The 26,964-nt window shown below is 73.3% G+C and carries 22 protein-coding genes; 4 read left to right on the top strand and 18 right to left on the bottom strand.

Annotation, left to right across the window (positions count from 1 at the left end; genetic code table 11):
- Positions 1–58: 58 nt before the first annotated feature.
- The 5 genes from trmD to ACIRQY_RS24285 all read right to left on the bottom strand — a co-directional run bounded on the left by trmD (position 59) and on the right by ACIRQY_RS24285 (position 3,062).
- Complete coding sequence (gene trmD, locus ACIRQY_RS24305; RefSeq protein WP_403929138.1) at positions 59–880, bottom strand: tRNA (guanosine(37)-N1)-methyltransferase TrmD; 822 nt, start codon at positions 878–880, stop codon at positions 59–61.
- Positions 877–1,506 carry a ribosome maturation factor RimM gene (gene rimM / locus ACIRQY_RS24300; protein ID WP_403929135.1) on the bottom strand — a complete coding sequence of 210 codons (630 nt, stop codon included), beginning with the start codon at positions 1,504–1,506 and terminating at the stop codon, positions 877–879. The genes trmD and rimM overlap by 4 nt, the downstream gene beginning before the upstream one ends.
- A gap of 121 nt (positions 1,507–1,627) precedes the next feature.
- Positions 1,628–1,867, bottom strand: coding sequence for an RNA-binding protein (locus ACIRQY_RS24295; protein ID WP_014153811.1), 240 nt, complete (start codon positions 1,865–1,867; stop codon positions 1,628–1,630).
- Between the two features lie 2 nt (positions 1,868–1,869).
- Positions 1,870–2,313, bottom strand: a complete 444-nt coding sequence (gene rpsP / locus ACIRQY_RS24290; RefSeq protein ID WP_351787233.1) for a 30S ribosomal protein S16 — start codon at positions 2,311–2,313, stop codon at positions 1,870–1,872.
- Between the two features lie 155 nt (positions 2,314–2,468).
- Entirely contained in the window at positions 2,469–3,062 is a 594-nt protein-coding gene (locus ACIRQY_RS24285; RefSeq protein WP_351787236.1) for a hypothetical protein, read from the bottom strand.
- 406 nt (positions 3,063–3,468) lie between these two features.
- On the opposite strand from ACIRQY_RS24285, the gene ACIRQY_RS24280 reads away from it, so the two are divergent.
- Positions 3,469–4,212, top strand: a complete 744-nt coding sequence (locus ACIRQY_RS24280) for a class I SAM-dependent methyltransferase (RefSeq protein WP_403929131.1) — start codon at positions 3,469–3,471, stop codon at positions 4,210–4,212.
- Positions 4,213–4,494: 282 nt separating this feature from the next.
- Here ACIRQY_RS24280 and ftsH read toward each other — a convergent pair whose 3' ends face one another.
- From ftsH to ACIRQY_RS24250, 6 genes are all read right to left on the bottom strand, one after another.
- A complete protein-coding gene (gene ftsH, locus ACIRQY_RS24275) occupies positions 4,495–6,423 on the bottom strand; it encodes an ATP-dependent zinc metalloprotease FtsH (RefSeq protein ID WP_351787242.1) in 1,929 nt (642 codons plus the stop codon).
- A 372-nt stretch (positions 6,424–6,795) separates the two neighbouring features.
- Positions 6,796–8,349, bottom strand: a complete 1,554-nt coding sequence (gene ffh / locus ACIRQY_RS24270; protein WP_403929128.1) for a signal recognition particle protein — start codon at positions 8,347–8,349, stop codon at positions 6,796–6,798.
- A 99-nt stretch (positions 8,350–8,448) separates the two neighbouring features.
- The gene (locus ACIRQY_RS24265; RefSeq protein WP_403929125.1) at positions 8,449–10,902 is read right to left on the bottom strand and encodes a [protein-PII] uridylyltransferase; all 2,454 of its coding nucleotides are present in this window, start codon (positions 10,900–10,902) and stop codon (positions 8,449–8,451) included.
- A 74-nt stretch (positions 10,903–10,976) separates the two neighbouring features.
- Positions 10,977–11,315, bottom strand: a complete 339-nt coding sequence (locus tag ACIRQY_RS24260) for a P-II family nitrogen regulator (RefSeq protein ID WP_015036464.1) — start codon at positions 11,313–11,315, stop codon at positions 10,977–10,979.
- A complete protein-coding gene (locus tag ACIRQY_RS24255; RefSeq protein WP_403929122.1) occupies positions 11,312–12,658 on the bottom strand; it encodes an ammonium transporter in 1,347 nt (448 codons plus the stop codon). Before ACIRQY_RS24255 ends, ACIRQY_RS24260 begins: the two co-directional genes overlap by 4 nt.
- A gap of 438 nt (positions 12,659–13,096) precedes the next feature.
- Entirely contained in the window at positions 13,097–14,590 is a 1,494-nt protein-coding gene (locus ACIRQY_RS24250) for a hypothetical protein (RefSeq protein WP_351787254.1), read from the bottom strand.
- A gap of 410 nt (positions 14,591–15,000) precedes the next feature.
- Between ACIRQY_RS24250 and ACIRQY_RS24245 the strand changes: the two genes are divergently transcribed.
- Positions 15,001–15,651: a bifunctional DNA primase/polymerase gene (locus tag ACIRQY_RS24245; protein WP_351787257.1), complete on the top strand. Its 651-nt coding sequence runs from the start codon at positions 15,001–15,003 to the stop codon at positions 15,649–15,651.
- A 67-nt stretch (positions 15,652–15,718) separates the two neighbouring features.
- Here ACIRQY_RS24245 and ftsY read toward each other — a convergent pair whose 3' ends face one another.
- Positions 15,719–16,942 carry a signal recognition particle-docking protein FtsY gene (gene ftsY, locus ACIRQY_RS24240; protein ID WP_351787260.1) on the bottom strand — a complete coding sequence of 408 codons (1,224 nt, stop codon included), beginning with the start codon at positions 16,940–16,942 and terminating at the stop codon, positions 15,719–15,721.
- Between the two features lie 231 nt (positions 16,943–17,173).
- Here ftsY and ACIRQY_RS24235 point away from each other — a divergent pair, with 231 nt between their 5' ends.
- Positions 17,174–18,145: an LLM class flavin-dependent oxidoreductase gene (locus ACIRQY_RS24235; protein ID WP_403929117.1), complete on the top strand. Its 972-nt coding sequence runs from the start codon at positions 17,174–17,176 to the stop codon at positions 18,143–18,145.
- A gap of 121 nt (positions 18,146–18,266) precedes the next feature.
- Here the strand turns inward: ACIRQY_RS24235 and ACIRQY_RS24230 are convergent, their stop codons facing one another.
- From ACIRQY_RS24230 to ACIRQY_RS24215, 4 genes are all read right to left on the bottom strand, one after another.
- Positions 18,267–19,697, bottom strand: coding sequence for a sugar porter family MFS transporter (locus ACIRQY_RS24230; protein WP_351787266.1), 1,431 nt, complete (start codon positions 19,695–19,697; stop codon positions 18,267–18,269).
- A 141-nt stretch (positions 19,698–19,838) separates the two neighbouring features.
- The gene (gene smc / locus ACIRQY_RS24225) at positions 19,839–23,381 is read right to left on the bottom strand and encodes a chromosome segregation protein SMC (protein ID WP_403929114.1); all 3,543 of its coding nucleotides are present in this window, start codon (positions 23,379–23,381) and stop codon (positions 19,839–19,841) included.
- Positions 23,382–23,593: 212 nt separating this feature from the next.
- On the bottom strand, positions 23,594–23,812 hold the full coding sequence (locus ACIRQY_RS24220; protein WP_015036455.1) for a hypothetical protein: 219 nt from the start codon (positions 23,810–23,812) through the stop codon (positions 23,594–23,596).
- Positions 23,813–24,203: 391 nt separating this feature from the next.
- Positions 24,204–24,485, bottom strand: a complete 282-nt coding sequence (locus ACIRQY_RS24215; RefSeq protein WP_351787273.1) for an acylphosphatase — start codon at positions 24,483–24,485, stop codon at positions 24,204–24,206.
- Between the two features lie 207 nt (positions 24,486–24,692).
- On the opposite strand from ACIRQY_RS24215, the gene ACIRQY_RS24210 reads away from it, so the two are divergent.
- The gene (locus tag ACIRQY_RS24210) at positions 24,693–25,607 is read left to right on the top strand and encodes a CAP domain-containing protein (protein ID WP_403929110.1); all 915 of its coding nucleotides are present in this window, start codon (positions 24,693–24,695) and stop codon (positions 25,605–25,607) included.
- Positions 25,608–25,763: 156 nt separating this feature from the next.
- Here ACIRQY_RS24210 and ACIRQY_RS24205 read toward each other — a convergent pair whose 3' ends face one another.
- Positions 25,764–26,264, bottom strand: coding sequence for a YfbM family protein (locus ACIRQY_RS24205; RefSeq protein ID WP_403929107.1), 501 nt, complete (start codon positions 26,262–26,264; stop codon positions 25,764–25,766).
- Between the two features lie 95 nt (positions 26,265–26,359).
- Entirely contained in the window at positions 26,360–26,944 is a 585-nt protein-coding gene (locus ACIRQY_RS24200) for a flavodoxin family protein (protein WP_403929105.1), read from the bottom strand.
- Positions 26,945–26,964 lie beyond the last annotated feature (20 nt).

The raw sequence follows: 26,964 nt of genomic DNA, 5'->3' as shown, positions 1-26,964 counted from the left end.
TTTCGGGCGACGTCGTTCCCCCTGTGGCAGGGGCGCACGCCGGACGGACGACAGCGGCCTATTCTTCCACGTCGTGGAGCCTGCGCCAAAATCGGCCACCGGGCTCGGGGGCCCAGCCCAGGATCGAGAGGATCTCCCGGTCCTTCTTGTCGAAGGCCGAGGGGTCGCAGCGCTCGATCAGATCGGGCCGGTTCGCGGCGGTGCGCCGGAAGGCCTCGTCGCGCCGCCAGCGGGCGATCCTGCCGTGGTGGCCGCTGACGAGGACGTCCGGGATGCCCCGGCCGCGCCACTCGGGGGGCTTGGTGTAGACGGGCCCTTCGAGGAGGTCGGCCATGGCGCCGGGCGCGAAGGAGTCGTCCCGGTGGGACTCGGCGTTGCCGAGGACCCCGGGCAGGAGACGGGCGACGGCCTCGGTGACGACGAGGACGGCGGCCTCCCCGCCCGCGAGGACGTAGTCGCCGATGGAGACCTCGTAGACGGGCATCCGGGTCGCGTACTCGTCCATGACCCGGCGGTCGATGCCCTCGTAGCGGGCCGGGGCGAAGATCAGCCAGGGGCGCTCGGACAGCTCGACGGCGAGTTCCTGGGTGAAGGGGCGGCCGCTGGGGGTGGGGACGACGAGGACGGGGCCGTGGGCGCCGCCCTCGTAGCCGTCGGCGAGGGTCTGGTCGAGCGCGTCGCCCCACGGGTCGGTCTTCATGACCATGCCGGGTCCGCCGCCGTACGGGGTGTCGTCGACCGTGTTGTGCCGGTCGTACGTCCAGTTCCGCAGGTCGTGGACGTGCACGTCGAGCTGTCCGCGCGCGCGGGCCTTGCCGACGAGGGAGACGTTCAGCGGTTCCAGGTACTCGGGGAAGATCGTGACGACGTCGAGCCTCATGCCTGGCCCTCACCGGAATCGTCACGGGTCTTGTCACGGGACTCGGCCGCGGTCCTGTCGCCGCTCTCGTCGCCCGTCCGCTCATCGGACTCCTCGCGGGAGGAGACGATCTCGGCGGCGTCGTCGATGAGGCCGGGCGGGGGGTCGATGACGGCCCGCTGGGCCTCCAGGTCGATCTCGGTGACGATCTCCCCGACGAAGGGGATCATCAGCTCGGTGCCGTCGGGGCACTCGACGATGAAGAGGTCCTGAGAGGGCAGGTGGGAGATCTCGGTGATGCGGCCGATCTCGGTGCCGTCGGCGAGGACCACGTCCAGGTCCATGAGCTGGTGGTCGTAGTACTCGTCCTCCTCCTCGGGCATCTCCGTGGGGTCGACCTCGGCGATGAGGAGGGTGTTGCGCAGGGCCTCGGCGCCGGTGCGGTCGCGGACGCCCTCGAAGCGCAGCAACAGACGGCCGCTGTGCACCCGGCCGGTCTCGATGGTCAGCGGCCCGACGCCCGCCGGTTCGGTCAGCAGTACGGCACCGGGGCCGAGCCTCAGCTCGGGCTCGTCCGTCCGCACCTCGACGGTGACCTCGCCCTTGATGCCGTGGGCGCGGCCGATCCGCGCGACTACCAACTGCACTGCTCCACACTCTCCTGTCACACAGCTCGTACGACCTGCTCGTACGACAACGGGCCGGGGCGGGCTCTTCAGCCCTCCCCGGCCCGTGCCGGCACAACTCAAGGAATAACTGCCGACCTGCTCAGCGGACCTGGTCCACGTCGACGAGGTCGACCCGGATGCCGCGGCCGCCGATGGCGCCCACGACCGTACGCAGCGCACGCGCGGTGCGGCCGTTGCGGCCGATCACCTTGCCGAGGTCGTCGGGGTGGACCCGGACCTCCAGCACGCGACCACGACGCAGGTCGCGCGAGGCGACCTGCACATCGTCGGGATTGTCGACGATGCCTTTCACGAGGTGCTCGAGAGCCTCCTCGAGCATGATCAGGCCTCGGTCGACTCGGTGGACGCGGCCTCGGCCTCGTCCGCCTTCTTGTCGGCCTTCTTGGCCTTCGGGGTGATGGCCTCACCCTTGTCGTCGCCGCCCTCGAGGGCCTTCGCGAACTCGTCGAACGACGCGCGCCTGGCCTCCTTGGTCGCCGGGACGAGCAGGGCCTTCTCCGGGGCCGGGAGGCCCTTGTGCTTCTGCCAGTCGCCCGTGAGCTTGAGGATGGCGAGAACCGGCTCGGTCGGCTGCGCGCCGACGGACAGCCAGTACTGCGCACGCTCGGAGTCGACCTCGATACGCGACGGGTTGTACGTCGGGTGGTAGAGGCCGATCTCCTCGATCGCGCGACCGTCCCGACGGGTGCGGGAGTCGGCGACGACGATGCGGTAGTGCGGCTGGCGAATCTTGCCGAGGCGCTTGAGCTTGATCTTGACTGCCACTGGAGTGGTGTCTCCTGGTCTTGACGTGGTTGGGCACTTTGAGATGCCACGTGGGGTTGCGGTACTCGGATGCCCGATGGACGCGTCAGCCGGAGGAGAGAGGGGTCCTGTGCGACTGTCGAGTACAGCTAGCCATTGTGCCACACACCGCGAGGTCAGCTCGCGGCGCCCACGGCCTCCGGGATGCGGAAGGGCTTGCCGCAGCCGCCGCAGACGATCGGCGCCTGGGCCAGCACCGAAGGCACCACCCGGACGTTCCGCCCGCAGTCGCAGACGGCCTTCACGCGCACGCCGCCGCCGGAGGAGCCGTGCCGGGCCGCCGGGCCCCGGAAGGAGCGCTTGGTGTCAGCCGCCGTGGCGACCGTGTGCGCCTTGAGGGCGCGCTGGAGCCGCTCGATGGTGGGCCGGTAGCGGCGCCTGGCCTCGGGGTTGAGCGTGACCAGGGAGAAACCGCTGCTGGCGTGCGGCTCCTCGGGGTGGTCGAGGCCCATCTCCTCGGCGATCGCGAGGAATCTGCGGTTGTGGTACCGGCCTGCGCGGGAGGTGTCGCGGACCCCCCGGGCGGCGGCGATGCCGTGGACTGCCTCGTGGAGCAGTCGTTCGAAGGAGAGCTCGGCGCCGCAGGCGGACGAGGACTCTCCGATCAGGGACTCGGGCGCGGCAAGGTCGGGCAGCTCGGGGTGGTGCCGCTGAATGTCGGCCCACGCCTGTGCCAGCTCTGCGGCGAGAACAGGTGGTGTCGTGCTCACGTCGCTTACAACGAGCCGAAGCGCCCTCGGGTTCCATTCCGGGGCATCCCAAATATTTTGCACGTACCCGTCAGTTGCCGTTGATGCGTCGGGACGAGGGCCAGTGCGCAGATCTATGGAGAAGTCGCGCAGGGCACGTCAAGCCGGTGCGTAGTGGCGCATACGCCCCCGCGTGCGGCGGAGGCTCGCGCGCCCCCGAGGGGCGGGTTCCCCGCACCGGGCCCGGCGGACGGGCGGGGAGCGTGGCAGGGACCTTACCGGGTCCCCGAGCGCGGGCGCGCACCGCCCCCGTCCCGGCGGCCCCTCCGGGCGAACCGGTCCGGCGCGAGCACTGGACGCGGCCCCGGAAGCGCAGTTCCCTGACTACGGGGGGCAGTCGTCCGCATACGGATTGGAGCGCTTCTCCATGGCATCCGCGACACCCGCGACATCCGCACTCGTCCCGCACCACCCCGCGCGTGACTGGGCCGAGATCCAGGAACGGATGCTCGTCCCGCTCTACGAGGCGGTGTACGAGCGCCTCGGTGTGGGTGCGGGGTCCCGGGTCCTGGGGCTGGGCTGCGGTTCCGGCCTGGCGCTCCTGATGGCGGTGGCCAGGGGCGCCCGGGTCACCGGCGCCGACCGGGACCACGCGCGCGTGGAGCTGGCCAGGGCGCGGCTCCCGAAGGACGTCAGGGTGACCCCGGAGGCGCCGGAGGCCGGTGCCCACGACGTGGTCACGGCCTTCCACGCGACCGCCGGGCTCCTTCCCGAGCTGGTGGCGCTCACCCGTACGGCGCAGCCCGGGACGACCGTCGTCCTCGCGGGCTGGGGGCCGCCCGAGCGGTGTGCGGCGGAGCGGGTGCTGCGGGTCGCGGCGCGGCTCGCGGACCGGGCGCCGGAGGCCGGGGCCGATCCCGACCGGCTGGCGGCGGCGGCCGGGCTGCGGCCTGCGGGTTCGGGGCGGGTGTCCTGTCCGTTCGGGTACGCGAGCGGGGCCAGCGCGGTGCGGGGGCTGCTGTCGACGGGGGCGTTCGACGAGGCGGTCCGGGTGGCGGACCCGTCCCGGGTGGAGAAGGAGATCGAGGAGGCGCTGGCCCCGTACGTGCGCCCGGACGGCACGGTGTGGATGGCGAACGTCTTCCGGTACGTGGTGGCGCGCGTGGCGTAGCCCGACCGCCCTCGGTGCGCGCCCCGGCGGCCGTACGCGCTCCACCCGCTCACGGGTGTGCGCCCCGCCCGCAGAGGTGCCCGGTGGGTCGTGCGCCCCGGCGGCCTGCCTGCGGCCGTGCGCGCCGCGCCTCCCCGTGGCCGTACTCCTCCGGTCCGCGCCGGGTCTCCGGCGGCCGTACGCCCCCGGCACCCGTCGGCCCGTGCGCGGTCCGTCTGCCCGACGGGTCCGCCGTACCGCCCGCTGTCCCCTGCCGTCGTGGCCGCTCCCCTGTTCGGCTGTTCAGCTCCCGCCGTCCTCCTTGCGCAGGCGGGGGATGCCCGCCGCGCGGTAGGCGGCGGCCTCGTCCAGGGTCTCGTTCTCCAGGAGCGCGGCGGCCAGCGCGTCCAGGCGGCCCCGGTTCTCGCCGAGCTGCCGCAGGGCGCTCTCGTAGCACTCGTCGACGATCCGGCGCATCTCCGCGTCGACGGTGTCGAGGGTCGCCGGGGCGGCCGAGAGCCCGTACGCCTGCTGGGCGTCGGCCGGGATCGCGGTCAGCCGGCCGACGGTCTCGCTCATGCCCCAGCGGCCGACCATGCCCCGGGCGATGTTGGTGACCTGCTCCAGGTCGCTCTCCGCGCCGGTGGTGACGACCCCGTAGACGACCTGCTCGGCCGCCATGCCGCCGAGGGCGCCGATGATCCGGCCGCGCAGGTACTCCTCGGTGTACGCGTACCTGTCGGCGTCGGGGGTGGAGAGGGTGACGCCCAGGGCCCGGCCGCGCGGCACGATGGTGATCTTGCGGACGGGGTCGGCGCCGGGCTGGAGCATCCCGAGGAGGGCGTGCCCGCTCTCGTGGTAGGCGGTCCTGCGCCGCTCCTCGTCGGGCATGACCAGCGGTCGTTCCGCGCCGAGCTGGACCTTCTCCAGGGCGTCGGACAGGTCGGACTGGGTGACGGCCTTCTGCTGCCGCTTCACGGCGAGGAGCGCGGCCTCGTTGGCGAGGTTGGCGAGTTCGGCGCCGGTCATGCCGGGGGTGGTGCGGGCCACCTGCTCCAGGTCGACGTCCCCGGCGAGCGGGATCTCCCGGGTGTGGATCCTCAGGATGGCCTCGCGGCCGCCCCGGTCGGGCGGGTTGACGTGGACGACCCGGTCGAAGCGGCCGGGCCGGGTGAGGGCCGGGTCGAGGACGTCGGCCCGGTTGGTGGCGGCGAGCACGATGACGCCCTCGGAGCCGGTGAAGCCGTCCATCTCGGTGAGGATCTGGTTGAGGGTCTGCTCGCGCTCGTCGTGGCCGCCCATGCCGGAGCCGCCGCCCCGGGCCCGGCCGATGGTGTCGATCTCGTCGATGAAGATGATCGCGGGGGCGACCTTGCGGGCCTCGGCGAACAGTTCGCGCACCCGGGAGGCTCCGACGCCGACGATCATCTCGATGAACTCGGACGCGGAGGCGGAGAAGAACGGCACCCCCGCCTCGCCCGCGACCGCGCGGGCGAGCAGCGTCTTGCCGGTTCCGGGCGGTCCCGCGAGGAGGACGCCCCGGGGCATCTTGGCGCCCATCTCCCGGTACGCCTGCGGGTTCTTGAGGAAGTCGACGACGTCGTTGAGTTCGCCCTCGACCTCGTCGATGCCCGCGACGTCGGCGAAGGTGGTGCGCTGCTCGCCTTCGAGCTCGACCGGTTTGGGCGGGGTCTTGCGGCCGAGCATTCCGCCCGCGCCGCCCATGCCCGCGCTCATCCGGCGGGCGATGAACACCCACAGCACGACGAGCAGCAGCATCGGGGCGAGGGAGATGAGGAGGTTGGCGAGGAAGCTGCGCTCCTGGACGACGGGCTCGGCAGTGACGGTGACCTTCTGCTGGGTCAGCTGGGCCCAGAGGTTGTCGTCGGCGAAGGCCGGGCGCTGGGTCTGGAACCTGGTGTAGTCGCCCTTGCCGTCGGGGACGGGCTGCTTGTTCTTCAGCTCTCCCTGGATCGCGTCGCCCTTGGAGTAGATCTTGGAGACGTTCCCCGCGGCCACCTGCTTGTCGAACTCGGTGTACGAGATCGTCGGGCCGCCGCCCTCGTTGAAGAACGACAGGACGATGTTGGCGAGCAGATAGACCACGAGCGCGGTGAGTACCAGGCTGCGCCAGCCGCCCGGCATCCGGCGCTTGGGCGGCGGGGGCGGCGGTGCCCCTTCCGAGCGCCAGGGCTGGTCGGTCCGGTCGCGCGGGGGTACGGGGTTGGCCACGTGGCTCTCCTCGGGGCGGCAGTGGCCCCAGTATCGAAGAGCGGGCGGTGGGCGGCACGGCGGACGGTCCCGAGGGGTGACGGGGGGCCGGGGGCGGTCGCGCACGGGCGAAGGGCGGTCGGCACCGCCCCGGAAGGCGAAGGGCGGCCCGGACCGTCGGAGGAGGCGGAGAGCGGACACCCGGCCGCCCCGGAGAAGGCGGAGAGCGGACACCCGGCCGTCCCGGAGGAGGCGGAGAGCGGACCCGGCCGCCCGGGCAGAGAAGAGGGGCCCGCGACGGCTGCGTACCCCGTCCCGGGCCCCTCCCGCTCGGGGCCTCGCGGCCTCGTCGCGTCTCATGACCTCGCGGCCCGGTCCCACGGGCCGCACGGGTCACTGCATGAACTTCTTGAACTCGTCCGGCAGCTCGAAGTCCTGCGGGGTCTGCCCGGCCGCCGGGAGGCCGAACGCGCCGCCCTGCTGCGCCTGCTCGCGGCGGTCGGCCGCCGCCTGCTCCTCCGCCTTGCGCTTCATCGGGTTGCCGCTCTTGCGCTTGCCCTTGGCCTGCTTGATCTGCTTCTTCTGCCGACCGGGCCCGCCGCCCATGCCGGGCATGCCCGGCATACCGGGGAGACCGCCGCCCTGCGCCATCCGGGACATCATCTTGCGGGCCTCGAAGAACCGCTCGACCAGGCTCTTGACCGCGCTGACCTCGACGCCGGAGCCCTTGGCGATACGGGCGCGGCGGGAGCCGTTGATGATCGTCGGGTCCTGGCGCTCGGCCGGGGTCATCGACTTGATGACGGCGGCGGTGCGGTCGACGTCCCGCTCGTCGATGTTGGCGATCTGCTCCTTCATCTGGCCCATGCCGGGCAGCATCCCGAGGAGCTTCGAGATGGAGCCCATCTTGCGGACCTGCTCCATCTGCGCCAGGAAGTCGTCGAGCGTGAACTCCTGGCCCTGCTTCGAGGCGAGCTTCGAGGCCATCTTGGCGGCCTCTTCCTCGTCGAAGGTCTGCTGCGCCTTCTCGATGAGGGAGAGCATGTCGCCCATGCCGAGGATGCGGGACGCCATGCGGTCCGGGTGGAACGCGTCGAACTCGTCCAGCTTCTCGCCGTTGGAGGCGAACATGATCTGCTTGCCGGTGACGTGCGCGATGGAGAGCGCGGCACCGCCGCGGGCGTCGCCGTCGAGCTTGGAGAGCACCACGCCGTCGAAGCCGACGCCGTCGCGGAAGGCCTCGGCGGTGTTGACCGCGTCCTGGCCGATCATGGCGTCGACGACGAAGAGCACCTCGTCGGGGCTGACGGCGTCGCGGATGTCCGCGGCCTGCCGCATCAGCTCCTGGTCGATGCCGAGGCGGCCGGCGGTGTCGACGACCACGACGTCGTACATCTTGGTCCGCGCGTACTCGATGGAGTCCTTCGCGACCTGGACCGGGTCGCCGACGCCGTTGCCCGGCTGGGGGCCGTAGAAGGCCACGCCCGCGCGGTCGGCGACGACCGAGAGCTGGGTGACGGCGTTGGGGCGCTGGAGGTCGCAGGCGACGAGCAGCGGGGAGTGGCCCTGGCCCTTGAGCCAGAGGCCGAGCTTTCCGGCGAGGGTGGTCTTGCCGGCGCCCTGGAGACCGGCGAGCATGATCACCGTGGGCGCGGTCTTGGCGAACCGCAGCCGCCGGGTCTCGCCGCCGAGGATGGAGACGAGCTCCTCGTTGACGATCTTGATGACCTGCTGGCTGGGGTTCAGCGCCTTGGAGACCTCGGCGCCGAGGGCCCGCTCCTTGACCCGGGAGATGAACGCGCGGACGACCGGCAGGGCGACATCGGCCTCGAGGAGGGCGATACGGATTTCCCGGGCCGCGCTGTCGATGTCCTGCTCGGTGAGGCGGCCCTTGCCCCGGAGGGACTTGAAAGTCGCGCTGAGGCGGTCGGAAAGCGTATCGAACACGGTGGTCGCGGTCCTCGGGTCGGGGCGGATGGTCGCCCCCAGACTATCCGGCCCGGGGGCGGGGCGGCCCGCTACGGTCGGACCGGGCCCGCGGGACCCTCAGCGCAGGGCCGTCTCCAGGGCGCGGGCCAGGTCGATCGCCTCCTCGTCGGGGAGCGGGGTGCCGTCGGGGCGGGTCACGTACAGGGTGTCCACGGCGTTGGCGCCGAGGGTCGAGACATGGGCGCTGCGGACCCGTACCGCCGCTCCCTCCAGGGCGCGGCCGACGCGGTGGAGGAGGCCGGGGGCGTCCTGGGCGCGGACCTCGATGACGGTGGCGAGGCGGGAGCCCTCGGCGGCCACGGTGACCCGGGGCGGCGGGGCGGCGAGGCCCCGGCGGCGGGGGTGGGCCGCCTCGCGTTCGGCGAGGCGGGCGGCGATGTCGAGGGTGCCGTCGAAGGCGCGGACGAGGTCGGCGCGGAGCCGGGCGGCCTCGGGCAGGGAGCCGTACTCGGCGGCGACCCGCCAGTCCAGGACGACGACGGTGCCGGTGCCGGTGCCGAGCACCCCGGGGAGGGCGACGGCCCGCAGGTCGGCGGCGCGGACGGTGAGCCGGTGGAGGGCGAGGACCCCGGCGACGGCGGGCAGGACGCCGGGCCGGTCGGGGACGGCGATGAGGAGTTCGACGCCGACGGGTTCGGGGGTGTCGGGGTCGAGGGGCTGCTCGGCGCGGGTGCGCAGGGTGAGGACGGGTTCGCCGGTGCGCAGGGCCTCGACGGCGAGGCGTTCCTGGTCGGCGCGGGGGGCGGCGGCCTCGGGGTCGGGCGGCTGCTCGCCCGCGAGGACTCCGGTGACCCTCTTGACCAGGTCGTCGACGAGCTGGGCGCGCCAGGCGGACCAGGCGGCGGGGCCGGTGGCGAGGGCGTCGGCCTCGGTGAGGGCGTGCAGGAGTTCCAGGGTGCCGAGGGTGCCGACGGCGGTGGCGACGGCGTGGACGGTGGCGGGGTCGTCGAGGTCGCGTCGGGTGGCGGTCTCGATCAGGAGGAGGTGGTGGCGGACGACGGTGGCGAGGGTGGCGGTGTCGGCGCGGTCGAAGCCGATGCGGGCGGCGAGGTCGCGGGTGATGGTCTCGCCCGCGACGGAGTGGTCGCCGGGCCAGCCCTTGCCGATGTCGTGGAGGAGGGCGGCGACGAGGAGGAGGTCGGGGCGGCCGACGCGGCGGGTGAGGGAGGAGGCGCGGACGGCGGTCTCGACGAGGTGGCGGTCGACGGTCCAGGTGTGGACGGGGTTGCGCTGGGGGCGGCAGCGGACGCGTTCCCAGTCGGGCAGGAGGCGGGTGACGAGCCCTTCGGCTTCGAGGGCCTCCCAGACGGGGACGGTGGCCTCGCCCGCGCCGAGGAGGGTGACGAGTTCCTCGCGGGCCTCGGCGGGCCAGGGCACCGGGAGGGGTGCGGCGTGGGCGGCGAGGTGGCGGACGGCGTGCGGGGAGAGGGGCAGGGCGGACTGGGCGGCCGCGGCGGCGGCGCGCAGGGTGAGGACGGGGTCGCGTTCGGGCCGGGCGGTCCTGGCGAGACCGGCCTCGCCGTCCGTCTCGACGACGCCTTCGGCGAGCGGGGTGCGGGCGGCGGGGGCCCGGCCGGGGGCGCGGGTGCCGAGGAGGGCCCGGAGGCGGGGCCGGGCGGAGCGGGCCTTGAGGACGCGGTGGACCTCGCGCCAGGTGACGTCGGAGGCGTACGAGATGGTCCGGGCGGCCTCGTAGACCTCGCGGAGCAGGGTGTCGGCGTCGAGGAGGCCGAGTTCCCCGGCGACGGCGTCCTGTTCCTGGAGGGCGAGCCGGTCGGTGGCGCGGCCGGTGGTGAGGTGGAGGGCGTCGCGGGCGTCGAGGAGGCGGCGGCGGGCGGTGTCGAGGCCCTCGCGGGGGGCGTCGGCGAGCCAGGAGGCGGCAACGGCGCGGAGGGCCTGGGCGTCGCGGAGGCCGCCGCGGGCCTCCTTGAGGTCGGGTTCGAGGAGGTGCGGGAGCTCTCCGGCGCGTTCGGCGCGCTCGCGGCAGAGGGCGTCGAGTTCGGGGAGGCGGCGGGGGGCCTGGTTGCGCCAGTCGGCGAGGACGGTGGTGCGCAGGGCGGCGACGAGCCCGTGGTCCCCGGCGACGGTCCGGGCGTCGAGGAGGCCGAGGTGGACCTTGAGGTCGTCGGCGGCCGCGGCGCGGGCCTCGGCGGGGGTGCGGACGGAGTGGTCGAGGGCGATGCCGAGGTCCCAGACGGGGTACCAGAGGCGGTCGGCGAGGGCGGCGAGCGCGGCCCGGTCGGCGCTGCCGTCGTGGAGCAGGAGGAGGTCGAGGTCGCTGCGGGGGGAGAGTTCGGCGCGGCCGTAGCCGCCGACGGCGACGAGGGCGGTTCCCCGGGGTGGTGCGGCGGCGGCGAGGAGTCCGGCCAGCCAGTCGTCGGTGAGGCGGGCGAGGGCGGCGCGGCGCGGCGGCCCGGACCGCTCCTTCTCGTGGAGGAGGAGCAGCCGGGCCGCCGCGTAGCCGTCGGGTGCCGTGGGTTCGGTGTCGTCGCTGGCGTGGGGGGTGCTCATCCGGCGGCTCCTTCGGGTGCAGTTGGGTGCCTGCCCGGAAAGTAGTGCCCCGGGCGGTTCTTTCCGGGGATGCCCTACAGGGCGTCGGGGCCGCGTTCGCCGGTGCGGACCCGTACGGCGGTCTCGACGGGGACGCTCCACACCTTGCCGTCGCCGATCTTGCCGGTCCTGGCGGCCTTGACGACGACGTCGATGAGCTGTTCGGCGTCCTCGTCCTCGACGAGGACCTCGATGCGGATCTTGGGGACGAGGTCCACGGTGTACTCGGCGCCCCGGTAGACCTCGGTGTGGCCGCGCTGGCGGCCGTAGCCGCTGGCTTCGGTGACGGTAAGGCCGTGGACGCCGAAGGCCTGGAGGGCCTCCTTGATCTCGTCGAGCCGGTGCGGCTTCACGACCGCGGTGATGAGCTTCATGCGTCCACCTTCTTGTTCTGCGTGACGGCCGGGGCGGCGGGGGCGGTGGAGCGGGAGGAGGCTCCGCCGCCCGCGCCGCTGAAGTCGTACGCGGTCTCGGCGTGCTCGACCTGGTCGATGCCGGAGACCTCGTCGTCCTCGGGGACCCGCATCCCCATCGTCCGGTCGATGACCAGGGCGAGGAGCGCGGAGGCGACCAGAGAATAGGCGAGGACGGCGACGACGCCGATGGCCTGCTTGCCGAGTTGTTCGAGGCCGCCGCCGTAGAAGAGGCCCTTGGCGTCGGACTGGACGCCGCCGGTGGCGAAGAGGCCGACGAGGAGGGAGCCGAGGACACCGCCGACGAGGTGGACTCCGACGACGTCGAGGGAGTCGTCGTAGCCGAACCGGTACTTGAGGCCGACGGCCAGGGCGCAGGCGAGTCCGGCGACGGCGCCGACGGCGATCGCGCCGAGGGGGCTGACGGAGCCGCCGGCCGGGGTGATGGCGACGAGGCCCGCGACGGCGCCTGAGGCGGCGCCGAGGGTGGTGAAGGCGCCGTGGCGGATCTTCTCGTAGGCGAGCCAGGCGAGCATGGCGGCGGCGGTGGCGACCTGGGTGTTGACGAACATGACGGCGCCGACGCCGTCGTCGTTGCCGAGCCAGGAGCCCGCGTTGAAGCCGAACCAGCCGAACCAGAGGAGTCCCGCGCCGAGCATGACGAGGGGGAGGCTGTGGGGGCGCATCGGGTCCTTCTTGAAGCCGACGCGCTTGCCGATGACGAGGATGACGCCGAGGGCGGCGGCGCCCGCGTTGATGTGGACGGCGGTGCCGCCCGCGAAGTCGATGACGCCCATCTCGAAGAGCCAGCCGCCCGCGCCCCAGACCCAGTGGGCGACGGGGAAGTACACGATCGTGGCCCAGAGGGTGACGAAGAGGGCCCAGGCGGTGAACTTGACGCGGTCGGCGAGGGCGCCGCTGATGAGGGCGGGGGTGATGACCGCGAACATCAGCTGGAAGACGGCGAAGACGTACACCGGGATGGTGTAGCCGTCCCAGAGTTCGGTGATGCCGATGCCGCTGAGTCCCACGTAGTCGGAGGACCAGCCGACGAGGGAGCCGATGTCGGTGCCGAAGGCGACGCTGAAGCCGAAGAGGACCCAGAGGATCGTGACGATCCCCAGGCTGATGAAGCTCATCATCAGCATGTTGAGGGTGGATTTGACGCGGACCATGCCTCCGTAGAAGAAGGCGAGTGCCGGGGTCATCAGCATGACCAGGGCGGAGCAGATGAGCATGAACCCGGTGTTGGCGGCGGACAGCCCCGGGGCTTCTGCTGCCAGGGTCGTGACGGCTGGTGCCATCGGCGTCTCCTCGTCGTCGGTGCGGCCGGGGCGGCGCGGGCCGGTGGGGGGCGGCCCGGCCGCGCGGAGTGGCCGGTTATGCGCCAGAGGTTGGCGCAGCGCGGTTTCCGTCGATGCCGCAGGGTGTTTCGGAGCCGTGACGAAGGGGCGGGGAGTGTTACGCGGCGGTGAACGCCCGGGGCGCGGGCGGGGCCGGTACGACGGGCGGACCGGGCGCGGTGGGAGGCGGCGGGCGGGCGGGGCGCCGAGGGCGGGCGGGCCGGGGGCGGGAGTGTCGGGGCTTCGGGCGGGGACGCGAACCGGCCGCGTCGGCGTCCGTGTGACCTCGCGGCGGGGGAGCCGGGTCGGGCGGTACGGGACGTCCGGCGCGGCCGGGGTCTGGGGCGGCCCGGTGGCCCGAGTGGGGCTGGTGGGGCTGGTGCGGGGTGGCCGGTGGGCTCAGACGGCTTCGGCGGACTCCGGGAGCAGCTGGGTGAGCCGGTCGGTGAGCTGGACGACCTCGGCGATGTCGCTGTAGTTGCGGGCGGCGTGGTCGACGGTCTTGCGGAGCCTGGTGTTGACGCGTTCGGAACGGATGCTGCGGGCGACGCCGAGGGCCTTCTCGGCGAGGACGACGGACTGTTCCGGTTCCCGCTTGAGGAGGTGGACGGTGGCCATGCCGATCAGGTTGAGGGCGTAGGACCGCTGGTGGTCAGGGTCCTTCCCGAAGAGTTCGACGGCCCGTTCCATGACGGGTTCGGCGAGCGAGGCGTAGGTCGGGGAGCGTCCGGCGACATAGGCGAGGTCGCGGTAGGAGTGGGAGTTCTCGCCGTTGAGTTCGGCCTCGGAGAAGAAGCGGATCCAGTCGGGCTCGGGCTCGCCGTCGAGGCCCACGTCGGCGAAGGTGTCCTCGGCCATCCGGACGGCCCGCTTGCACTTGGAGGGCTGGCCCATGTTGGCGTAGGCGCGGGCCTCCATCGCATACAGCATGGCCTGGGTGCGGGGGGTGGCGCAGTCCCGGCTGCCGTACTGGGCGAGGTGGATGAGTTCGAGGGCGTCGTCGGGGCGGCCGAGGTGGATCATCTGGCGGCTCATCGAGGACAGGATGTACGAGCCGAGGGGCTTGTCGCCCGCTTCCTTGGCGGCGTGCAGGGCCAGCACGAAGTACTTCTGGGCGGTGGGCTGGAGGCCCACGTCGTAGCTCATCCAGCCGGCGAGTTCGGCGAGTTCGGCGGCGCAGGTGAAGAGCCGTTTGGCGGTGGCGGCGGGCTGGGGTTCCTGGAGGAGGTCGGTGACCTCGTGGAGTTGGCCGACGACGGCCTTGCGGCGCAGTCCGCCGCCGCACTGGGCGTCCCACTTGCGGAACATGGCGGTGGTGGACTCCAGGAGGTCGAGTTCGATCTCGGAGAGCCGGTTGGGGCGGCGGGCGTCGGCGCCCGGGTCGGGGCGCTCGGTGTCGGCGCCGGGGGTGGGGACGAGCCAGCGCTGCATCGGTTCGATGAGGGCGGGCCCGGCCGCGAGCGAGAGGGAGGAGCCGAGGAAGCCCCGGCGGGCCAGCATCAGGTCGCTGCGCGAGAAGTCGCTGAGCAGCGAGACGGTCTGGGGACCGGCCCAGGGCAGGTCGACGCCGGAGACGGAGGGCGACTGGTGGGCGGCGCGCAGGCCCAGGTCCTCGACGGCGACGACGGAGCCGAAGCGCTCGGAGAACAGCTCGGAGAGGATGCGCGGGATGGGTTCGCGGGGCTGCTCGCCGTCGAGCCAGCGCCGGACGCGGGAGGTGTCGGTGGAGATGTGGTGCGCGCCCATCTGGCGCGCCCTGCGGTTCACCTGCCGCGCGAGTTCGCCCTTGGACCAGCCGCTGCGGACGAACCACGAACCGAGTTGCTCGTTCGGGCGCTTCCCGGCAGTCGAACCGTCCGCGCCGCCGTTGCCGCCCACTGGAACGCCCCCCATCACCTGATTGCCTGTCGTGCGAACCCCTACCAGAATGCCGTGTCGTACGGCACCCGTCCGGCGTTCGTACTCCTTCGAACTGGAAACCGGGTTGCCTCCGGCATACCCACGCGCGCATGTGTTCCAGGGGATCGCGTACCGAAAGTAACCCCACGATCACCTCCCCACGAGGGCGATTCAAGAAACGCCACCATTCGCCACCCCTTCGAATGAACTCGCCGCCCGTGGAACGCGATTCACTTGACATGCGACGAACCGGAGACGGCGGACGGATGCGCGGAGAGGCGCGCGCACCGGCCCGCGCCACCCCGCACACAACAACGCGCCGGGTTCGATCACGGACCGTGACGAAGGGCGAGGCCGGTGCTCCGGGTCGTAACCACCGGCGCGCTCTACCCGTTGGAGGGGACATGGGTTTCACGATCGGCATTCGTGAGATGCGGTCCGGCGCACGCCGCCGCGTACGCACCACGGAGTGCACCGCGGTGGCGGAGTACACGGGACTGTGGGGCTGGGACGTGGTGCCCGGCGCGCGGGCCGTCTCCGGCCGGTGTTCCTGCGGCGAGGCGTCGTGTACGGCTCCGGGCGCGCACCCCCTCTCCTTCGCCCGGCCCGTCCCGGCCGGCGCGGGTCTCGACGACGCGGCCAAGGCCTGGTCGGAGTACCCGGGGGCGGCCGTACTGCTCCCGGTGGGCCGCAGCTTCGACGTGATCGAGGTCGCGGAGGCGGCGGGCCGCCGGGCGCTGGTGCGTCTGGAGCGGATGGGGCTGCCGCTCGGCCCGGTGTGCGCGACGCCGACCGGCCGGGCCCGGTTCTTCGTCGCCCCGGGGGCGGCGGCCGAGCTGCCGCAGCTGCTGTACCGGATGGGCTGGGACGACGCCGATCTGGACCTGCGGGGCCTGGGGCCCGGCAGTCACATCACCGCTCCCCCGTCGGACCTGGGCGGTCTCGGTCCGGTGCGCTGGCTGCGCCCGCCGACGCTGGACACGGCGGGGGCGCCGCCGCAGGCACGGTTACTGCTGGGCACCCTGGCGTACATCTGCCACCGCACCCACGACTGACCCGTCACGCGCGAAAGGGCCCCCGTCACCGAAGTGGCGGGGGCCCTCTCGTGCGCGGGAGACGCGGTCAGTCGCCGATCAGGGCGTCCACGAAGGCGCCCGGCTCGAAGGGGGCCAGGTCGTCCGGGCCCTCGCCCAGACCGATCAGCTTCACCGGGACGCCCAGCTCGCGCTGGACGGCGACGACGATGCCGCCCTTGGCGGTGCCGTCCAGCTTGGTCAGGACGATGCCGGTGATGTCGACGACCTCGGCGAAGACCCGGGCCTGGATCAGACCGTTCTGGCCGGTGGTCGCGTCGAGGACGAGGAGGATCTCGTCGAGCGGGCCGTGCTTCTCGACGACCCGCTTGACCTTGCCCAGCTCGTCCATGAGGCCGGTCTTGGTGTGGAGGCGCCCGGCGGTGTCGATGAGGACGACGTCGGCGCCCTCCGCGATGCCCTCCTTGACCGCGTCGAAGGCGATCGAGGCCGGGTCGCCGCCCTCGGGGCCCCGGACGGTCCGGGCCCCGACGCGCTCGCCCCAGGTCTGGAGCTGGTCGGCGGCGGCGGCGCGGAAGGTGTCGGCCGCGCCCAGGACGACGGACTTGCCGTCGGCGACGAGGACCCGGGCCAGCTTGCCGGTGGTGGTGGTCTTGCCGGTGCCGTTGACACCGACGACCATGACCACGCCGGGCACGTCCGCCGGGCTGTCGGTCCGCACCGCACGGTCGAGGTCGGGGTCGAGGAGGGTGATCAGCTCCTCGCGGAGCAGTCCGCGCAGCTCCTCGGGGGTGCGGGTGCCGAGCACCTTGACCCGCTCGCGCAGCCGGTCGACGAGCTCCTGGGTCGGGGCGACACCGACGTCGGCGGTGAGGAGGGTCTCCTCGATCTCCTCCCAGGTGTCCTCGTCGAGGTGCTCGCGGGACAGCAGCGTCAGCAGCCCCTTGCCGAGCGAGTTCTGGGAGCGGGCGAGGCGGGCCCGGAGCCGTACGAGACGGCCCTCGGTGGGCTCGGGGACCTCGATCTCGGGGGCCGCCGGTTCGGCGACGACGGGATCCTCGACGGCCGCGGGCGCCTCGGCGGCCCCCTCGGCGGGGAGCGGGACCTCCTCGACCGTGCGGCGTGGTTCCTCCCGCGGCGTCTCCGCCTCCTCGCCGACGTGCGGTTCGGCGGGCGGAGCGGTGATGGTCGGCGTGGTGGACGGCGGCTCGGCGGGCGGCAGCTGCTTCTTCTTGCGGCCGCTGATCACGAGCCCGCTCGTCACGGCGACCGCGACGACCAGAGCGATGACTACAGCAAGGATGAGTTCCATAACCCGACCAGTATCGGCCACGCGGGCGCCGGAGGCGGAGCACCCGGGACCGGACGGTTCCCCCGCGTCCGCGCGGAGCGCCCCGGGGCCCCCGCCCGCCGGAGCGCGGTCCGGCACTCCGGCGGGCGCCCGCCGGAGCGGACGGAGGGCGGCCGGAGTGCCGGAACCGTTCCCAACTGACGCATCGTCAACTACCGTCCTCCCCGCCACCCACCAGCGAAGGGGGACCCCATGCCGTTCAGCGTCGTACGGTTCAACCTCGTCGATCCCCGCGCGACCCCCGGCTCCCTCTCCGCCCGCTACCGGGCCGCCGTCGCCATGGCCGCGTACGCCGACGGACACGCCGTCGACACCGTGCAGACGGAGGAGCACCACGGTGTCGAGAACAACTGGCTCCCCTCCCCCTTCGCCTTCGCGGGCGCGGTCTTCGGGGCGACGACGCGGATCGCGGTGACCGTCTCGGCGATCATCGGGCCGCTGCACGACCCGCTGCGGCTCGCCGAGGACATCGCGGTCCTGGACCTGCTGAGCGGGGGGCGTCTGGTGACGGTGGCCGGAATCGGCTACCGGCCGGAGGAGTACGAGGAGCGCGGGGTGGACTGGGGGCGGCGCGGCAGGCTCCAGGACGAGCTCCTGGAGACCCTGCTCGCGGCCTGGACCGGGGAACCCTTCGAGCACCGGGGCCGTACGGTACGGATCACTCCGCGCCCCTTCACCAGCCCGCACCCGCTGCTCCTGGTCGGCGGGTCGTCCCGGGCGGCGGCGCGCCGGGCGGCCCGGCTGGGGCTGCCGTTCTTCCCCAGCGCGCACCTGCCGGAGCTGGAGGCGTACTACCGGGAGCGGTGCGCGGAGTACGGCACGGAGGGCTGGACGATGATGCCCGCCGAGGAGACCCCGCTGCTGCACCTGGCGGAGGACCCGGACCGGACCTGGGCGGAGTACGGGGAGCACTTCCTGCACGAGGCGCGGACGTACGCCTCCTGGCAGTCGAAGGACATCCGTTCGGCGGTGCGGTCGACGGCGACGACGGTGGCGGAGCTGCGCGCGGAGGGGGTGTACCGGGTGGTCACTCCCGAGGAATGCGCGGCGCTGGGCCTGGAGAGCCTGGTGCTGCACCCGCTGTGCGGCGGGATGCCGGTCGAGGAGGGCTGGCGGAGCCTGCGGCTGTTCTGCGAGGAGGCGCTGCCCCGGCTCGCCGGGTAGGGCCGGGACGGGGCGGCGGACCTACGAGGAGACCGGGGCGGGCGTCCGGGAGGACGGGAGCGGGGGCCGAGGGCAGGGGGCGGGGGCCAGGGGCGGGAGCGGGGGCTGGGGGGCGGGCCCGTCAGCCCATCTCCTCCAGCGTCTTGCCCTTGGTCTCCTTGACGTACCGCAGCACGAAGGGGATCGAGAGCACCGCGAAGGCCGCGTAGATGATGTACGTGCCGGAGAGGTTCCAGTCCGCGAGGGACGGGAAGCTGGCGGTGATGGCCCAGTTGGCGATCCACTGGGCGGAGGCGGCCACGCCGAGCGCGGCGGCACGGATGCGGTTGGGGAACATCTCGCCGAGGAAGACCCAGACCACCACACCCCAGGAGAGAGCGAAGAAGAGCACGAAGACATGGGCGGCGATCAGGGCCACGGTGCCCTGGGTGTTGGGGAGCTTGCCGTCCACGAGGTCGGCGGAGAAGGCCCACGCCTCGAAGGCGAGGGCGATCGCCATGCCCGTGGAGCCGACGAGGGCGAGCGGCTTGCGGCCGACGCGGTCGACCAGGACCATCGCGATCACGGTGCCGATGATGTTGACGATCGACGTGGTGAACGAGTAGAAGAACGAGCTCGACGGGTCGATGCCGACGGACTGCCAGAGGGTCGCCGAGTAGTAGAACGCCACGTTGATGCCGACGAGCTGCTGGAAGACCGAGAGGCCGATGCCGACCCAGACGATGGGCAGCAGCCGGAACCGGGAGCCCTCGGCGAACAGGTCCCGGAAGGTCGACTTGTGCTCGCGGCGCATGGCCCGGTCGATCTCGGCGACGCGCGCGTCGAGGTCGACGCCCTTCCCCTCGACCTCGGCGAGGACCTCCTTGGCCCGTTCGGTCCTTCCGACGGAGATGAGGAAGCGGGGCGACTCGGGGATGGCGAAGGAGAGCATCCCGTAGAGGAGCGCGGGCACGACCATCACGCCGAGCATCCACTGCCAGGCCTCCAGGCCGCCGATCTTGCCGCGCTGGTCGCCGTCGGCCAGCTGGAGGATGCCGTAGTTGACCAGCTGGGAGATGGCGATGCCGATGACGATCGCCGCCTGCTGGAAGGAGCCGAGACGGCCCCGGTAGGCGGCCGGGGCGACCTCGGCGATGTACGCGGGGCCGATCACCGAGGCCATGCCGATGGCGAAGCCGCCGATGATCCGCCACAGGGCCAGGTCCCACAGGGCGAAGGGCAGCGCGGAGCCGACCGCGCTGACCGCGAAGAGGACCGCGGAGATCTGCATGCAGCGGATGCGTCCGATGCGGTCGGCGATCCGCCCGGCGGTGGCGGCGCCGACGGCACAGCCGATCAGGGCGATGGCGATGACCTGCGCGAGGGTGGCGGAACCGATGTCGTAACGGTCGCGGATCGCCTCGACGGCGCCGTTGATGACGGAGCTGTCGTAGCCGAAGAGGAAGCCGCCCATCGCGGCGGACGCCGTGATGAAGATGACGTGGCCGAGGTGGTCCGGATGGGCCGCCCGGCCCTCCGGCGACGGCGGGGGCGCCTGCGCGGTGCTGGTCACATGGGCTCCTCGGGGCGACGGTCCTTCCACCGGGCGTCCCGGGCCTCCGGTGGCTCTCTCCGGACGTCCGGGGTCTCCGGGGCTTCCAGTGGCGCACACCTTCCCGCCGTCCACCACTTCAACCGCGGCCCGTTCACCGCTTCAGCGCAGCCGCTGGCCGATCACCTTCGAGACGCCGTCGCCCTGCATGGACACCCCGTACAGCGCGTCCGCGACCTCCATCGTGCGCTTCTGGTGGGTGATCACGATCAGCTGCGAGGACTCCTGGAGCTCCCGCATGATCCCGATCAGCCGCTGGAGGTTGGTGTCGTCGAGCGCCGCCTCCACCTCGTCCATCACGTAGAACGGGCTGGGCCGCGCCTTGAAGATGGAGACGAGCAGGGCCACCGCCGTCAGGGACCGCTCACCGCCGGAGAGCAGGGAGAGCCGCTTGACCCTCTTGCCCGGGGGGCGGGCCTCCACGTCGACGCCCGTGGTGAGCATGTCGTCGGGGTCGGTGAGGACCAGCCGCCCCTCGCCGCCCGGGAAGAGCCGCGAGAAGACGCCCTCGAACTCCCGGGCCGTGTCCCGGTAGGCCTCGGTGAAGACCTGCTCGACCCGCAGGTCGACCTCCTTCACGACCTGGAGCAGATCGGTACGGGTCTTCTTGAGGTCCTCCAGCTGCTCGGAGAGGAAACGGTGCCGCTCCTCCAGGGCCGCGAACTCCTCCAGGGCCAGCGGATTGACCTTGCCCAGCTGGTGGAACGCGCGTTCCGCGGACTTCAGCCGCTTCTCCTGCTCCGAACGGACGAAGGGCCGCGCCCCGGCGGCCCCCGCCTCCTCCCCCTCGGGGGCCGCCGGGGGCGGGACGAGCTGGTCCGGGCCGTACTCGGCGACCAGGTCGGCCGCCTCCACCCCGAACTCCTCCAGGGCCTTCGTCTCCAGCTGCTCGATCCGCAGCCGCTTCTCCGCCCCCAGCACCTCGCCCCGGTGCACGGAGTCGGTCAGCCCGTCGAGCGCGGACTTGAGGTCCCGGCCCCGGGCGCGGGCGGCGGCGAGGCCCTCCTCGCGGGCGGCCCGCGCCGCCTGGGCCGCCACCCGCTCCCGCTCGGCACGGCCGAGCGAGACCTCGGCGTGGGCGAGGAGCTGCCGGGCACCGGAGGCGACGGCGCCCGCGACCCGCTCCTCGTGGCGCAGCCGGTCCCGGTGCCGCTCGGCACGCGCGCGGGCCTCCCGTTCGGCGCGGGCGGACCGGTCGAGCGAGTCGGCCCGCCCCGCGAGCGCCCTGGCCCGCTCCTCGTGCGTACGGAGCTGGAGCCGCGCCTCCATCTCGTTCTGGCGGGCGTGGGAGCCGTCGGCGGCGAGGCGGTCGCGGACGCCGGTGTCGGGTTCCCCGGACCCGTCGTCCCCGGCGTCGGCCGCCTCCTCGGCGACGAGCAGCCGCTCGGCCAGTTCCTCGGCCTCGGTGGTGGCCAGCTCCAGGGCCTCCTGGGCGCGGGCGACGGCCGCGGCCGTCCGCTCGGCCTCCCCGGCCGCTCCCCTGGCCTGTCCCGCGAGCCGTCCGAGCCGCTGGGCCACGTCGGACTTCTCCCGGTCGGCGGTACGGCGCAGGGCGTCAAGTTCCTCGGTGAGCGCGGCTGCGGTACGGCGCCGCTCCTCGGCCTCGCTCCAGGCGGCGGCCGACTCCTCGCAGCGTACGGCCAGTTCGTCGAGCTCGGCGGCGGCCTCGGCCACCGACGCCTGGACTTCGAGGAGGCTGGGCGCGCCCGCCGAGCCGCCCTGCGCGAGGTGCGCCCCGAGCAGGTCGCCCTCGGCGGTGACGGCGGTGAGCGCGGGCCGGGTCCTGACCAGGTCGGCGGCCTCGTCGAGGTCGGCGACGACCACCACCCCGGCGAGCAGGCTCCGGACGGCGCCGAGGAGTTCCTCGGGGCCGCGTACCAGCTCGGCGGCGCGCGGGCGGCCCTCGGGGACCGGGACGGGCTCCGGTGCGGGGGCACCGGCCAGGATCAGGGAGGCCCGTCCGGCGTCCTGTTTGCGGAGCAGCCGGAGCGCTTCGGCGGCGGCGCGGGGGCCGGTGGCGGCGACCGCGTCGGCGGCGGCGCCGAGGGCGGCGGCGACGGGGACCTCGTAGCCGGGGGTGACGGTGAGGAGTTCGGCGACGGGGCCGAGGACGCCGTCGAGTCCGGCGGAGAGCAGGGTGCCGGTGCCGTCCTTGCGGCGCAGTCCGAGGGCGAGGGCGTCGTGCCGGGCCAGGGTGGCGGCGCGGCGGCGTTCGGCGGTGGCCGCGGCCTCGCGGGCGGCGCTCAGTTCGGTCTCGGCCTCGGCGAGTTCGCGGCGGGCGGCCCCGTACCGCTCGTGCTGTCCGGCTTCGGCCGCGTCGAGTTCCTCGACCTCGGCCCTGAGCCGCTCGTACTCCTCCTGGGAGGTGACGGCCCGGTCCCCCGCCTCGTCCCGGGCGGCGGCGAGCCGGTCGATCTCGGCGCGCGCGGAGGCGGCGCGCGAGCGGGCCGCGTCGGCCCGGCCGCGCAGCCGGGCGAGGCCCTCACGCCGGTCGGCGTGGGCGCGGGCCAGGTCCTTGAGGCGGCGGTCCTCGGCGGCCAGGGCCTCTTCGAGCCCGGCCCGGTGGGCGACGGTCTCCTCCAGGGCGCTCTCCGCCGCTTCCAGGGCGGCCGCGAGTTCGGCCTCCTGGCCGCGGACCCGGGCGGCCTCGCGCTCCAGGTCCTCCGGGTCGCGGCCGCGGCGTTCCTCGGCGGGGGCGGTGGTGGCGCTCTGCACGCGCGCGTCGGCGAGCGAGACGGTGCCCCGGACGCGTTCGGCCAGCTGGGAGAGGGCGTACCAGTTCTGCTGGGCGCTCTCCAGGCGGGGGACGAGGTCCCGGGCCTCCGCCTCCAGGCGTGCCTCGTGGGCGAGGGCGAGGGCCAGTTCGCCCTCGGTGGTCTCCTTGCGGGCGAGCAGGGCGGCCTCGTCGGCGACCTCGGCGGTGAGGGCGCCGCGGAGCAGGACGAGGTCGTCGGCGAGGAGGCGGAGGCGGGCGTCCCGGAGGTCGGCCTGGATGACCACGGCGCGGCGGGCGACGGCCGCCTGCCGGCCCAGCGGCTTGAGCTGGCGGCGGAGTTCGTCGGCGAGGTCCTGCACACGGGCAAGGTTGGCCCGCATCGCGTCGAGCTTCCGCAGCGCCTTCTCCTTGCGCTTGCGGTGCTTGAGGACGCCCGCCGCCTCCTCGATGAAGGCACGGCGGCCCATCGGGTCGGCGTGGAGGACGGAGTCGAGCTGCCCCTGCCCGACGATGACGTGCATCTCGCGTCCGATGCCGGAGTCGGAGAGCAGGTCCTGGAAGTCGAGCAGTCGGCAGGTGTCGCCGTTGATCTGGTACTCGCTGCTGCCACCGCGGAACATGACGCGGGTGAGGGTGACCTCGGCGTAGTCGATGGGCAGCGCGCCGTCGGAGTTGTCGATGGTCAGGGAGACCTCGGCGCGGCCCAGCGGGGGGCGGCCGGTGGTTCCGGCGAAGATGACGTCGTCCATCTTGCCGCCGCGCAGCGACTTCGCGCCCTGCTGGCCCATCACCCAGGACAGGGCGTCCACGACGTTGGACTTGCCCGATCCGTTGGGTCCCACGACACAGGTGATGCCCGGCTCGAAACGCAGGGTGGTGGCCGAGGCGAACGACTTGAATCCGCGGAGGGTCAGGGCCTTGAGATGCACTCCGGGGACTCTACCGGGGCCTTCGCGTTTCACCCGCGAAGGCGCAGGGCAGATCCCCGGGTGAGAAGGGGTGGGACGCGGGGGAAACAGCGGGTGAAGAGGTAGGGGGAAAGAGTGAAGGGACGCCGAAGCGCCCCTTGCGTGTCCAGCTGTGCCGGTTACGGCTGCGCCGGGCGTGAGTGTTTCCCACCTGGCCCCGGGGGGCTGGGTTGTCAGGTGAGCGCAGGCTCCGCCTGGGGTACGTCGAGATCGATGCTGTTCAGCAGCGACTCTCCCTGGTGCTGAGCGGCGGCAGCTGCGAGCGAGTCGTTCTCGGACTGAATCCTTACCAGCTCGGATTCGAGGTCCTGGACGCGCTGCTGAAGCCGTCGCATCTCGGCGAGGAGTCGCGGGTCGGAGCCGCCGACGTAACCGAGAAGCGCCTTTGCCATGATGGATGGTCCTCCACAATGAGTGACCGACCGAAGCGGTGTGGGTCGTGAGGGATTCGCACCCGCGGTGCTCGGCAGTACTGCTTGTCGTGCCGGTTCCACTGCCAAACAGCTAAGGTGCGCGGGGCTTCCAGAGTCTCACCAAAAAGTTTGACGGTCAACACGATCACGCCCCGTTCCAAGGGGCGACCGAGGAGTGCGGGCCGACGCGAGGGGCGTCGGGGGCTCTCGGACTCGGTGCCTCGGGGCGTCGCGATCATCCTTACCCGGCAGCCTTCCACGGTGGGCGCTTCTTGGCAACCACCAGGAGGTTTCCCCCTCCGCACCCCCGTTACCGACCGTCCGCCCGGGGTCCCTCGCGGTCACCGGGCGGAGTCGTGGCGCGGACGTGTCAGCGGATCGCGAAGCCCTCGTATCCACCGCGCGGCGTGGCCCAGATCTCAGTGACACCGTCCACGCGTCCGGGCGTGTCGGCGGAGTGGAGCCAGGCGAGCAGACGGTGGCAATTCTCACGCGGGCCCTCGGCCACCACTTGGACCCGGCCGTCGTCGAGGTTCAGGGCGAAGCCCAGAAGGCCGCCGATCTCCAGCGCGTTTGCCCTGGTGAACCAGCGGAAGCCCACTCCCTGTACCCGGCCGCGCACCCAGGCGGTCATCCGTACGTCGTCGCTCATGACTGCACGCTAACGGGCGGATCACCAGATGAGCACATCGCCCCGGCGGCGCATGGACTACAGTCCCGACCGAACACGCCTCACCCGTTCGGGCGCGCGCCGTTCGGCCTCACCCGTTCGGGCGCGCGCCGTTCGATCGACGGGCCGGGGCGATACCGACAGCAAAGCCCAGCAAAGGCCGACAGGACCAGCAGGAAGGCAGAGCAGATGGGACGCCACCGTCGCGCCGGAGCCGCACCCGCGGTGGAGGACCACGCGGCCGGTGCGGAGCCCCGGCACCGGGGTGCCCGTCGCAGGCGGCGCCCCGTGCGCACCGGTCTGCTCGGCGCCTCCGCCGCCGTCGCGCTCGGTGCCGCCGCCGTCGCCTCGGGCCTGCTGCCCGGCGGGGAGACCTTCACGATCGGCGGCGCGGGCGGCGAGCGGCCCGCCGAGTCCCGGCAGGCCCCCGAGCTGACCACCCAGGGCGGGGCGACCCGGACCCCGGCGGGCGACGCGGCCACCACGGCGGGCACCACGAGGACCGCCACGCCCTCCGGCACCCCCACCACGAAGCCCACTCCGCCCCCCACCCCCACCACGAAGCCCACTCCGTCGGCGACCCCGCCGAAGGCCCAGGCGCCGACGAAGCCCGCCGCACCCCGGACCACGGCCGCTCCGGCCACGAAGGCACCCGCGCCGAAGCCGGCCCCGACCACCGAGGCCCCGGTCGACGAGCGGCCCCCGGCCCCTTCGACCGCCGACCGGAGCGCCGCCGCCGAGGCGGAGGTCCTGCGGCTCGTCAACGTCGAGCGGGCCGCGGTGGGCTGCGCCCCGGTGAGCGCGAACGCCCGACTGGCTTCGCTGGCCGGGGCGTTCAGCGCGGACATGGCGGCGCGCGGCTTCTTCGACCACACGGACCCGGACGGCGACACCCCGTGGACCCGCGCGGAGCAGGCGGGCGTCACGGGCATGGGCGGCGAGAACATCGCGCGCGGCCAGGCGGACGCGGCGGCGGTGATGGAGTCGTGGATGAACAGCGACGGCCACCGCGCCAACATCCTGAACTGCGACTTCACCTCCCTGGGCGTCGGCGTCCAGTTCGGCGACGGCGGCCCCTGGTGGACCCAGGACTTCGGCTACTGAGCCACCCCCTCCGGACGACCGCACTCAGCCACCTCCTCCGGATATCCGCGCGGAGACCGGGGCCGTAGGACGTACGGCCGACGGGAACCCGCCGCCGTCAGGGACGCTCGCGGGCCTCAGGGACGTGCCGAGAACCGGGCCCGGACCTCTCCGGGGTCAGTGCACCCAGAGGATGACGGCGTCGCCGTCCCGGGCGGCGGCCCTGAAGTACAGCCTGAGGCCGTCGAACCAGTACCGGCCCCATTCGAGCGCCTCCCGGTCGTTCCAGGACGACGGGTAGACCTCCGCCACGACGAGTTCCGCCGGGTCCACCCCGTCGAGGAGCCGGTCGTACGTCAGCGCCTCCAGCGCCTCGGCGGCGCGGCGGACCCGGTCGGGGGCGAGGTGGTGCGGCGGACCGTATCCCCAGTCGCCGCTCTCCCCCAGCGGCGCCTCCCCGTGGACGACGTCCACCGGAAAGCCGGAGCGCTTCAGCAGGAAGTCCAGCAGGTGCCAGGACTTGTACGTGGAGAAGTGCCGGGCCCTGGCCGGTGGGGGATCGGCTTCCGCCTCCGCCTCCAGGACCTCCTCGATGTGCGCGAGGGCACCGTCCGGGTCATCCAGCGCCCGCGCCAGCCCGGCGGCCGTCACACGGAAGTACGCACCGATCATGCTCATGCCCGGATACTAGGCGCGCCCTCCGACAGGGGGCCGTCCGGTCCTGCCGGGCGTCGGGACCCGGCACGACCGGTGGCGAGGACCAGCGGCGCGGCTCAGGCGGCGGCACGGCCCAGCACGAAGGTCGCGGCGGTGTCCGCGACACGGCGGCCGAGGTGTTCGGCGGTGGCGATGTCCGCCTTGTGGACGCCGTCCGGGCCCCGGTCGGAGTCGGTCTGGGCGGCGGCTCCGGTGAAGAACCCGAGCCGGTTGAGGTCGTTCTCGGAGGCGTCGCTGCGGTTCCAACCGGGCTTGAGGCCCAGGTTGACCCAGGTCATGCCGTGCTGACCGGCGAGGATCTGGAAGTACTGGAGGGTGTGCAGCTTGTCGCCGCTCTTGGAGCCGGAGTTGGTGAACCCGGCGGCGAGCTTGTCCTGCCAGGCACCGGTGAACCAGCGCTTCGAGGAGTCCTCCGCGAAGCGGTGGAAGGCGCCGGAGGCGGTTCCCATGTAGGTCGGGGAGCCGAAGACGATCGCGTCGGAGGCGTCGAGCAGGTCCCACTCGGCGTCGGTGAGGGTGCCGACGTCGATCAGATGGACGGTGGCGCCCGTGTCGGCGGCACCGGCACGGACCGCCTCGGCCAGGACGGCGGTGTGCCCGTAGCCGGAGTGGTAGGCGACGGAGACGACGGGGGTGGTCACAGGAGTGCTCCTAGGAATCG

This window comes from Streptomyces sp. NPDC101490, assembly GCF_044767145.1.
GTDB lineage: Bacteria > Actinomycetota > Actinomycetes > Streptomycetales > Streptomycetaceae > Streptomyces.
Note: the sequence above shows the minus strand (reverse complement) of the source record. Positions and strands in the feature narration are given on the sequence as shown.